The 9,909-nt window shown below is 69.7% G+C and carries 9 protein-coding genes; 5 read left to right on the top strand and 4 right to left on the bottom strand.

Features of this window, described 5'->3' with window-relative positions:
• Window positions 1–180 precede the first annotated feature (180 nt).
• Window positions 181–1,362: a quinolinate synthase NadA gene (nadA, locus tag AB0D99_RS20490; RefSeq protein ID WP_362363728.1), complete on the bottom strand. Its 1,182-nt coding sequence runs from the start codon at window positions 1,360–1,362 to the stop codon at window positions 181–183.
• Window positions 1,363–1,623: 261 nt separating this feature from the next.
• Here nadA and AB0D99_RS20485 point away from each other — a divergent pair, with 261 nt between their 5' ends.
• Complete coding sequence (locus tag AB0D99_RS20485) at window positions 1,624–1,980, top strand: iron-sulfur cluster assembly accessory protein (protein WP_018848827.1); 357 nt, start codon at window positions 1,624–1,626, stop codon at window positions 1,978–1,980.
• Between the two features lie 79 nt (window positions 1,981–2,059).
• Here the strand turns inward: AB0D99_RS20485 and AB0D99_RS20480 are convergent, their stop codons facing one another.
• Complete coding sequence (locus AB0D99_RS20480) at window positions 2,060–3,490, bottom strand: hypothetical protein (protein ID WP_362363725.1); 1,431 nt, start codon at window positions 3,488–3,490, stop codon at window positions 2,060–2,062.
• An 89-nt stretch (window positions 3,491–3,579) separates the two neighbouring features.
• Window positions 3,580–3,786, bottom strand: coding sequence for a hypothetical protein (locus AB0D99_RS20475; RefSeq protein WP_362363722.1), 207 nt, complete (start codon window positions 3,784–3,786; stop codon window positions 3,580–3,582).
• Window positions 3,787–3,918: 132 nt separating this feature from the next.
• On the opposite strand from AB0D99_RS20475, the gene AB0D99_RS20470 reads away from it, so the two are divergent.
• Window positions 3,919–4,893, top strand: a complete 975-nt coding sequence (locus AB0D99_RS20470; protein ID WP_362363719.1) for a carbohydrate kinase family protein — start codon at window positions 3,919–3,921, stop codon at window positions 4,891–4,893.
• 78 nt (window positions 4,894–4,971) lie between these two features.
• Here the strand turns inward: AB0D99_RS20470 and AB0D99_RS20465 are convergent, their stop codons facing one another.
• Complete coding sequence (locus tag AB0D99_RS20465; RefSeq protein ID WP_362363716.1) at window positions 4,972–6,354, bottom strand: aminotransferase class V-fold PLP-dependent enzyme; 1,383 nt, start codon at window positions 6,352–6,354, stop codon at window positions 4,972–4,974.
• A 387-nt stretch (window positions 6,355–6,741) separates the two neighbouring features.
• Here AB0D99_RS20465 and coxB point away from each other — a divergent pair, with 387 nt between their 5' ends.
• Genes coxB through AB0D99_RS20450 form a run of 3 tightly spaced genes read left to right on the top strand, consistent with a single transcriptional unit; the run spans window position 6,742 to window position 9,796 of the window.
• On the top strand, window positions 6,742–7,668 hold the full coding sequence (gene coxB, locus AB0D99_RS20460) for a cytochrome c oxidase subunit II (RefSeq protein ID WP_362363713.1): 927 nt from the start codon (window positions 6,742–6,744) through the stop codon (window positions 7,666–7,668).
• Window positions 7,665–9,401, top strand: a complete 1,737-nt coding sequence (gene ctaD / locus AB0D99_RS20455) for a cytochrome c oxidase subunit I (RefSeq protein WP_362363710.1) — start codon at window positions 7,665–7,667, stop codon at window positions 9,399–9,401. Before coxB ends, ctaD begins: the two co-directional genes overlap by 4 nt.
• Window positions 9,398–9,796, top strand: coding sequence for a cytochrome c oxidase subunit 4 (locus AB0D99_RS20450; protein WP_362363707.1), 399 nt, complete (start codon window positions 9,398–9,400; stop codon window positions 9,794–9,796). The genes ctaD and AB0D99_RS20450 overlap by 4 nt, the downstream gene beginning before the upstream one ends.
• Window positions 9,797–9,909: the final 113 nt, after the last annotated feature.

The raw sequence follows: 9,909 nt of genomic DNA, 5'->3' as shown, positions 1-9,909 counted from the left end.
TCCGTACCCCGCGGCCGCTCTTCACCACCCCCCCCCCCCCCCCGGGGGGGGGGGCCCCCCCCCCCCCCCCCCCCCCCCCCCCCCGGGCCTCCGGCGTTCCGTGGGCGGGACGGAGCCGCAGAACGCCGAGGGCGCCCCGCACAGGTGCGGGGCGCCCTCGGCGTACGTACCGGAGAACCGTTACGGCAGTGCCAGCATCCGCTCCAGCGCCAGCTTCGCGAAGCTCTCGGTCTCCTTGTCGACCTCGATCCGGTTGACCAGGTTGCCCTCGGCCAGCGACTCCAGGGCCCACACCAGGTGCGGCAGGTCGATCCGGTTCATCGTCGAGCAGAAGCAGACCGTCTTGTCGAGGAAGACGACCTCCTTGTCCGGGTGCGCGTTGGCCACGCGTCGGACCAGGTTGAGCTCCGTGCCGATCGCCCACTTCGAGCCCGCCGGGGCGGCCTCCAGCGTCTTGATGATGTACTCCGTCGAGCCGACGTAGTCCGCCGCGGCCACGACCTCGTGCTTGCACTCCGGGTGCACCAGCACGTTGACGCCCGGGATCCGCTCGCGCACGTCGTTGACCGAGTCCAGCGAGAACCGGCCGTGCACCGAGCAGTGACCCCGCCACAGGATCATCTTGGCGTTCCGCAGCTCCTCGACGGTCAGGCCGCCGTTCGGCTTGTGCGGGTTGTACAGGACGCAGTCGTCGAGCGACATGCCCATCTCGCGCACCGCGGTGTTGCGCCCCAGGTGCTGGTCGGGCAGGAACAGGACCTTCTCGCCCTGCTCGAAGGCCCAGTCCAGGGCGCGCTTGGCGTTCGACGAGGTGCAGATCGTGCCCCCGTGCTTGCCGGTGAAGGCCTTGATGTCGGCCGAGGAGTTCATGTAGGAGACGGGCACGACCTGTTCGGCCACCCCGGCCTCGGTCAGCACGTCCCAGCACTCCGCGACCTGCTCGGCGGTGGCCATGTCGGCCATCGAGCAGCCGGCCGCGAGGTCGGGCAGGACGACCTTCTGGTCGTCGGTGGTGAGGATGTCGGCCGATTCGGCCATGAAGTGCACACCGCAGAAGACGATGTACTCGGCCTCCGGGCGCGCCGCCGCGTCGCGGGCGAGCTTGAAGGAGTCGCCCGTGACGTCGGCGAACTGGATGACCTCGTCGCGCTGGTAGTGGTGGCCGAGGACGAAGACCTTGTCCCCGAGCTTCTCCTTGGCGGCGCGGGCACGCTCCACGAGGTCCGGGTCGGAGGGCGACGGAAGGTCGCCGGGACACTCCACTCCGCGCTCGCTCTTGGGGTCGGCCTCACGGCCGAGCAGCAGGAGGGCGAGCGGCGTCGGCTGGACGTCCAGGGGCTGGGCGGTGGTCACGTCACGCACCCTTTCTTTCTACGGAAGACCTTTTCGTCTAAATGACGCTATCTATCATAACCGCTTCACGTCAGTTTGACGATGGCCATAGTGTCGATGTGACGAATTCGCGGTCCACGGATCGGATCTTGTCGTTCTCCGGACGGCGAGCGGGTGTGCGAGCATGAAGGGGACAAGACGTGAAAGCCGAGCCTCGCCCGGAATGAATCCGGGGCCCCGCCGGTTGCAACCGTCGGCAAGCAGTCTCCGTACAACCCGGGAGAGAAGCAGATGTCCGTATCGGACGAGAAGACCACTGTCAGCGACGGCATCCTCCTGTCTGACGCCGCCGCGGCCAAGGTCAAGGCCCTGCTCGACCAGGAAGGCCGCGACGACCTGGCGCTGCGCGTCGCCGTACAGCCCGGCGGCTGCTCCGGCCTGCGCTACCAGCTCTTCTTCGACGAGCGCTCGCTCGACGGCGACGTCGTCAAGGACTTCGACGGTGTCAAGGTCGTCACCGACCGCATGAGCGCCCCGTACCTGGGCGGCGCCTCCATCGACTTCGTCGACACCATCGAGAAGCAGGGCTTCACGATCGACAACCCGAACGCCACGGGCTCCTGCGCCTGCGGCGACTCGTTCAGCTGATTCGGCGGACGTACGTACGAAGGCGGCCGCCCCGGAAGTCCGGGGCGGCCGCCTTCGTACGTGTGTCGTCGTCAGCGCCTCACTTACGCGGTACGGACTCCCCGCTCGCGTCCACGACCGTCCGGGCGCCCAGCGGCTGCTCCAGAGTCACCGTCCGGGTGACCTCCACCGCGATGGCGATGCAGGCCCGGCCCGGGTCGATCGGCCGCTCGGTCACCTTCACGGCGACCTTGTCCGCCCGCTCGTCGGCCGTCGCCGTGTACGCGCTGCACACCCCGCCCCAGAAGGTCACCGAGAGCTTCGTGCCGGAGCCGTCGATCCGGTAGGACGTGAGCTGCCGCTCGGGCGCCGTTCCCTCGCCGGGGTCCTGCGCCGGGGGCGTCGTCGGACTGGGCTTCGCCGGGGGCGCCAGGTGCTCCGGGGCCACCGCCGTCCGGACGACCGTGTGCGGCTCGGCGCCGGCCTGGGCCTCCACCGTGAACAGCCACGACGGCACGAGCGCCCGCTCACCCTCCACGAACTGCGACGCGAGCCCGAAGACCGCGCCCGTGACCGCCAGCTCCCGCGGCTTCGCGTCCGGCTTGCAGGTCGTCGTCGGCGTGTCCGCGCCGCCCTCCGTCCCCGCCGGCGGATCGGTGGCGCAGCCGCCGATGCCGATCGAGCCCGGCCCCGAGGACGCCTTGTTCAGCTCCTCCAGGGCCTTCTCCGCCCCGACCACCGGATAGCTGTGGCCCTTCGCCGGGTCCTTCAGCTGTCCGCTGCCCGAGATCAGCTGACCACCGGGACCGACGTGGATCCCGGTCGACCAGCCGTACGTCGGCAGCCCGCCCACGACCGGATCGGCGTTGACCACGCGTACGGCACCCATCAGCTGGCCGGTGTCCAGCTTGGCGTCCTCCTGGCCGATCGCCTTCAGCACGGGGGTGGCCGCCGCCTTCGCCGCCGCCTCGCTCACCGGCCCACCGCCCGGGGGCTTCGTCTCCCCGGGAGGCGGGCATGCCTTGCCCTTCAGGCAGGTGTCGCCGACCGGGGCCCCGTCGTACGGCGAGAAGGTCCAGCTGCCAGGGGCCTCGGCGGCCACGTCGAGCCGCAGGCCGGAGGTGTCCTTCTCCGGCGTGATCTTCCAGACCCCGCCCTCCAGGCGCGGCGCGCCCGGGATGCCCAGGGCCCGCGCCAGCCGGGTCACGTCCGCCTCGGTGACCTTCCCCTCGGGCCGGTGGACCGCGGCCGACGAGGGCCCTTGGGGCAGGGAGCCCTTCGCCTTGTAGACGACACCGCCGCCGTTGGGGTCGGGCTCGCCCGGCGCGATACCGGGTCCGCCGTCGTCGCCGTTCCCGCCGTCGAGCTTCAGCAGCGGGGGAGCGGCAGCCCCGGCCGGCCGGGTGGCGTCGTCGTCGGCCGCCGTGGCGGCGAGAAACACCCCGCCGCCCCCGACGAGCAGGACGCTCGCCGCCACCGAGGCGACGAGCATCGGCCGGTGCCGCATCCGCCGGTTCTCCGTACCGCTCACCACATCGCTCCTTCGTCCCTGACCCGGAAGGCATGTCCCCGGGAGACATCAGTGGGACGGAATGGGCGAGCGGGCGGTTCCGTCGTCCCTCAGTCGCCGTATTCGGAGGTCGCGCCGATCAGCCGCGCCGAGGCGGGCGGGACGACGACGCCATGGATCAGAGCGGGGGAGACGGGGGTCGGGGCGTCGGCCGCCGGAACCACCCAGTGGGGGGCCATGCGCGCACTGTCTCCGCGCAGCTGGGCCAGGCTGAACTCGGACTCCTGATGCTCACGAGGAGCGGGGTACGTGGACATACGCGCACCGTACGCACGCCATGACTCCGCGGAAAAGACCTACTCTGGGGTAGTTTCCACTGTTCGGCAGGGCGGCCCCCAGCCGGTAGCGTGAACTGTCAACCCCTTTCCGTCCCGCAGGAGCGCCCAGCCGTGCGTATCGCAGTCACCGGCTCCATCGCCACCGACCACCTCATGACCTTCCCCGGCCGGTTCGCAGACCAGCTCGTCGCGGACCAGCTGCACACGGTCTCCCTCTCCTTCCTCGTCGACAACCTCGACATCCGCAGGGGAGGCGTGGGCCCGAACATCTGCTTCGGCATGGGCCAGCTCGGCGGCAACCCGATCCTGGTGGGAGCGGCCGGTTACGACTTCGACGAGTACCGCGCCTGGCTCGACCGCCACGGCGTCGACACCGGCTCGGTCCGGATCTCCGAGGTCCTACACACCGCCCGCTTCGTCTGCACCACCGACAAGGACCACAACCAGATCGGCTCCTTCTACACGGGCGCGATGAGCGAGGCCCGGCAGATCGAGCTGAAGGCCGTCGCCGACCGCGTGGGCGGCCTCGACCTCGTCCTGATCGGCGCCGACGACCCCGAGGCGATGCTGCGCCACACGGAGGAGTGCAAGGCGCGCGGGATCGCCTTCGCCGCGGACTTCTCGCAGCAGATCGCGCGCATGGACGGCGACGAGATCCGCACCCTCCTCGACGGCGCGACCTACCTCTTCTCCAACGAGTACGAGAAGGGCCTGATCGAGTCCAAGACCGGCTGGAGCGACGAGGAGATCCTCGGCCGCGTCGGCCACCGGGTCACCACCCTCGGCTCGCGCGGTGTGCGCATCGAGAGCAAGGACGGCGTGACCATCGAGGTCGGCTGCGCGGAGGAGGACGCCAAGGTCGACCCGACCGGCGTCGGCGACGCCTTCCGCGCCGGCTTCCTCACGGGCCTGTCGTGGGGCGTCAGCCTGGAGCGCGCGGCCCAGGTCGGCTGCATGCTCGCCACGCTGGTCATCGAGACCCTGGGCACCCAGGAGTACACGCTGCGCCGCGCGAACTTCATGGAGCGCTTCACCAAGGCGTACGGCGACGAGGCCGCTGCCGAGGTCCAGGCCCACCTCGCCTGAACCCGGGGCTCCGCGCCCCACGCCCGCGGCCCGGCTCGGCGCATGCCGTCCGGGCCGCGGGCGTGTCGCCGGTGGTGACTAGGCCACCCGCCGCACCACGTACGCCGTGCCGCCCTCGGCCGCGGGCTCCTCGCCCACGTACTCCTGGCCGCGCATCTCGCACCACGCCGGGATGTCCAGCCGGGCCGCCTCGTCGTCGGCCAGCACCGTGACCGTCCCGCCGACCGGGACGTCGTCGATCACCTTCGCCAGTTCGATGACCGGGATCGGGCAGCGCTTGCCCAGCGCGTCCACCACGAGCGAGCCCGAGGCCCCGGAGCTGATCACCGCGTCCGGGGCGCCCAGCCGTTCCCGTACCCCCGCGACCACGCCGGGGAGTACCTCCAGGAACCGGTCCACGTCCGCCTCCGGAGTCCCGGACGGCAGCGACACCCGCACGTTGCCCTCGCTCAGCACGCCCATCGCGCGCAGCACATGGCTGGGCGTCAGTGTCGAGCTGGTGCACGACGAACCGGATGAAACGGAGAAACCCTCCCGATCCAGCTCGTGCAGCACGGTCTCCCCATCGACATAGAGACAGGAGAAGGTGACGAGATGAGGGAGCCGGCGCACCGGGTCGCCCACCACCTCCACGTCCGACAGCAGCTCCGGCACCCTGGCCCGGATCCGGTCCACGAGCCCGCGCAGCCGAGCCCCCTCGGCCTCCGCCTCCGCCCGCACCGCCCGTAGCGACGCCGCCGCGGCCACGATCGCCGGCAGGTTCTCGAACCCGGCCGCCCGCCCCGACTCCCGCTCGTCCGCGGGCCCTTGGGGCGCGAACCGCACCCCCTTCCGCACCGCGAGCAGCCCCACCCCCGCCGGTCCGCCCCATTTGTGCGCACTCGCCGCGAGCAGTGACCAGCCACCCTCCACCGGCCCCCAGCCCAGCGACTGCGCCGCGTCCACGAGCAGCGGCACCCCCGCCTCCCGGCACGCCTCCGCGACCTCGCCCACCGGCTGCACCGTCCCCACCTCGTGGTTGGCGGACTGGAGACACGCCAGGGCCGTCCCCTCCGTCAGGGCCGCCGCGAACACCGAGGGGTCGACCGCGCCGGACCGGCCCACCGGGACCTCCGTCAGCGACCCGCCGGCCGCCGCATGCGCCTCGCCGGCGTGCAGGACGGAGGAGTGTTCGACCGCCGACACCACGAGCCGGGCTCCGACACGCCGACGCCCCGCGAGGGCGCCGGAAATTCCGGAGTGAACCGCGCGCGTCCCCGAAGGAGTGAACACCAACTCGTCGGGGCGGCAGCCGACCGCCTCCGCCGCGGCCTCCCGGGCGGCGTCCAGGAGCAGCCGGGCGCGGCGCCCCTCGCGGTAGAGACGGGCCGGGTCGGCCCAGCCCTCGTCCAGGGAGGCGAGCAGCGCCTGGCGGGCGACGGGGTGCAGCGGGGCGGAGGAGGCGGCGTCGAAGTAGGGCACCCGACCACGGTAGTGCGCCGCACCGGCGCGTCCCTCCGGGCCCGGCCGGCCCGGAGGTGCCCCCGCGTCAGATGCCCGGCGCACACCGCCGATCGCGTGCCCGGGGACCCCTCGGAGACCCCCCACGGAATGATCTCGTCCACCCCTTCGGGGAGTCGGACGGCGCGTTGGGCACCCTCCCCGCGCGACCCCAAATAGCGTCCAGTAGGGTTTGGTCCGCATAAACATCCAAACCCCTGCCCGCGGCCGGGGCGGCGACCGACCAGCGAGACGGCCGTAGCCCACCAGCGCGGGCCGAGACTCTCGGGAAGGCGCTACGTGAGTCCCAACGGCTCCGACCTCCCCCGCAGCCAAGGCGCGGGTGGTACCCCCACGTCTCGGCGCCCGATGCGGCGGAAGCTGCCGCAGGTGCTGACTGCGGGCCTGATCCTGGCGACAGCCACCGGCTGCTCGTACAACTGGGAAGACTTCCCCCGCCTTGGCATGCCCACCCCTGTCACGGAAGAGGCTCCCACGATCCTCTCCCTCTGGCAGGGCTCGTGGGCGGCCGCGCTCGTCACGGGCGTCCTGGTGTGGGGGCTGATCCTGTGGTCCGTCATGTTCCACCGGCGCAGCCGCACCAAGGTCGAGGTACCTCCGCAGACGCGGTACAACATGCCCATCGAGGCGCTGTACACGGTCACTCCGCTCATCATCGTGTCGGTGCTCTTCTACTTCACCGCACGCGACGAGTCGAAGCTCCTGTCGCTCTCCGACAAGCCCGCCCACACGATCAACGTGGTCGGCTACCAGTGGAGCTGGGGCTTCAACTACATCGAGAACGTGCCCGGGGTGGAGGGTGACGCGCAGACGGCCCCGAACCTCGACGCCATTCCGGACAAGTACCAGGACCAGTTCCCGGCGAACGCCGGCGGTGTCTACGACGCCGGTATCCCCGGTGACCGGAACCCGCAGACCGGCAACCCGGGCCCGACCCTGTGGCTGCCGAAGGGCGAGAAGGTCCGGTTCGTCCTGACCTCCCGTGACGTCATCCACTCCTTCTGGGTGGTCCCCTTCCTGTTCAAGCAGGACGTCATCCCGGGTCACACCAACGTCTTCGAGGTGACCCCGAGCCAGGAGGGCACCTTCCTCGGCAAGTGCGCCGAGCTCTGCGGTGTCGACCACTCCCGGATGCTCTTCAACGTCAAGGTGGTCTCTCCGGAGCGCTACCAGCAGCACCTGAAGGAGCTGGCGGAGAAGGGGCAGACCGGCTACATCCCGTCTGGCATCGAGCAGACGGACCCGGCCAGGAATGCGGAGAAGAACCAACTGTGAGCATCCTCAACGAACCCCAGGGTGCGGCCGCGGCTGAGGACTCGTACGAGAACGAGCTCCCGGTACGCCGCAAGCAGCCCGGCAACGTCGTGGTGAAGTGGCTGACCACCACCGACCACAAGACGATCGGCACGATGTACCTCGTGACGTCGTTCGTCTTCTTCTGCTTCGGCGGTCTGATGGCGCTCTTCATGCGCGCCGAGCTGGCCCGTCCGGGCACGCAGATCATGTCGAACGAGCAGTTCAACCAGGCGTTCACGATGCATGGCACCGTCATGCTGCTGATGTTCGCGACGCCGCTGTTCGCCGGATTCGCGAACTGGATCATGCCGCTGCAGATCGGCGCGCCCGACGTGGCGTTCCCGCGGCTGAACATGTTCGCGTACTGGCTGTACCTCTTCGGCTCGCTCATCGCCGTGGGTGGCTTCCTCACCCCGCAGGGCGCCGCCGACTTCGGCTGGTTCGCCTACTCCCCGCTGTCGGACGCCGTCCGCTCGCCGGGTGTGGGCGCCGACCTCTGGATCATGGGTCTGGCCTTCTCCGGCTTCGGCACGATCCTCGGCTCGGTCAACTTCATCACCACGATCATCTGCATGCGCGCTCCCGGCATGACGATGTTCCGTATGCCGATCTTCACCTGGAACGTGCTGCTGACCGGTGTGCTGGTCCTGCTCGCCTTCCCGGTCCTCGCCGCCGCGCTCTTCGCGCTGGAGGCCGACCGCAAGTTCGGCTCGCACATCTTCGACGCGTCCAACGGTGGCGCGCTGCTGTGGCAACACCTCTTCTGGTTCTTCGGTCACCCAGAGGTGTACATCATCGCGCTGCCGTTCTTCGGCATCGTCTCCGAGGTCATCCCGGTCTTCAGCCGCAAGCCGATGTTCGGCTACATCGGTCTGATCGCCGCGACGATCGCGATCGCCGGTCTCTCCGTGACCGTGTGGGCCCACCACATGTACGTCACCGGTGGCGTCCTCCTACCGTTCTTCTCCTTCATGACGTTCCTCATCGCCGTACCGACGGGCGTGAAGTTCTTCAACTGGATCGGAACGATGTGGAAGGGCTCGTTGTCCTTCGAGACTCCGATGCTCTGGACGATCGGCTTCCTGGTCACCTTCACCTTCGGTGGTCTGACGGGTGTCATCCTGGCCTCGCCGCCGATGGACTTCCACGTCTCCGACTCGTACTTCGTCGTCGCGCACTTCCACTACGTCGTCTTCGGCACCGTGGTCTTCGCGATGTTCGCCGGCTTCCACTTCTGGTGGCCGAAGTTCACCGGCAAGATGCTGGACGAGCGGCTCGGCAAGATCACGTTCTGGACGCTGTTCATCGGCTTCCACGGCACGTTCCTGGTGCAGCACTGGCTGGGTGCCGAGGGCATGCCGCGTCGTTACGCGGACTACCTCGACGCCGACGGCTTCACCGCGCTGAACACGATCTCGACGATCTCCTCCTTCCTGCTCGGGCTGTCGATCCTCCCGTTCCTCTACAACGTGTGGAAGACCGCCAAGTACGGCAAGAAGATCGAGGTCGACGACCCGTGGGGCTACGGCCGTTCGCTGGAGTGGGCGACCTCCTGCCCGCCGCCGCGGCACAACTTCCTCACCCTGCCGCGGATCCGTTCCGAATCCCCGGCGTTCGACCTGCACCACCCTGAGATCGCGGCTGTCGACCAGCTCGAGAACAAGCCGCACGAGGCCGTGGCCCTCACGGGTGGCAAGGAGGCCGGCAAGTGAAGATCCAGGGCAAGATGTTCATCTGGCTGAGCGTCTTCATCCTCGCCATGGCGATCGTCTATGGCGTGTGGTCGAAGGAGCCGGTCGGCACCACGGCGCTCTTCCTGGCCTTCGGCCTCTCCATCATGATCGGCTACTACCTGGCCTTCACGGCCCGGCGGGTCGACGCGATGGCACAGGACGACAAGGAGGCCGACGTCGCGGACGAGGCCGGCGAGGTGGGCTTCTTCGCCCCCCACAGCTGGCAGCCGCTCTCGCTGGCGTTCGGTGGCGCGCTCGCCTTCCTCGCCGTCGCGATGGGCTGGTGGATCCTGTACTTCTCGGCTCCGCTGATCCTGGTCGGCCTGTTCGGCTGGGTGTTCGAGTTCTACCGCGGTGAGAACCAGAACCAGTAGCACCACCCCGTAACACCCCGAGGGGCCCGGCCACTTCGTCACGCGAAGTGGCCGGGCCCCTCGTTTGCAGCACTCGACGCGCTGGGCGCGAGGATTGTTCTTACGGTGATGTC

It is taken from the genome of Streptomyces sp. NPDC047971 (genome assembly GCF_040653355.1).
In the GTDB taxonomy this organism is placed as follows: domain Bacteria; phylum Actinomycetota; class Actinomycetes; order Streptomycetales; family Streptomycetaceae; genus Streptomyces.
The sequence above is the reverse complement of the archived record's forward strand: the minus strand, read 5'-3'. Positions and strand labels throughout refer to the sequence as shown.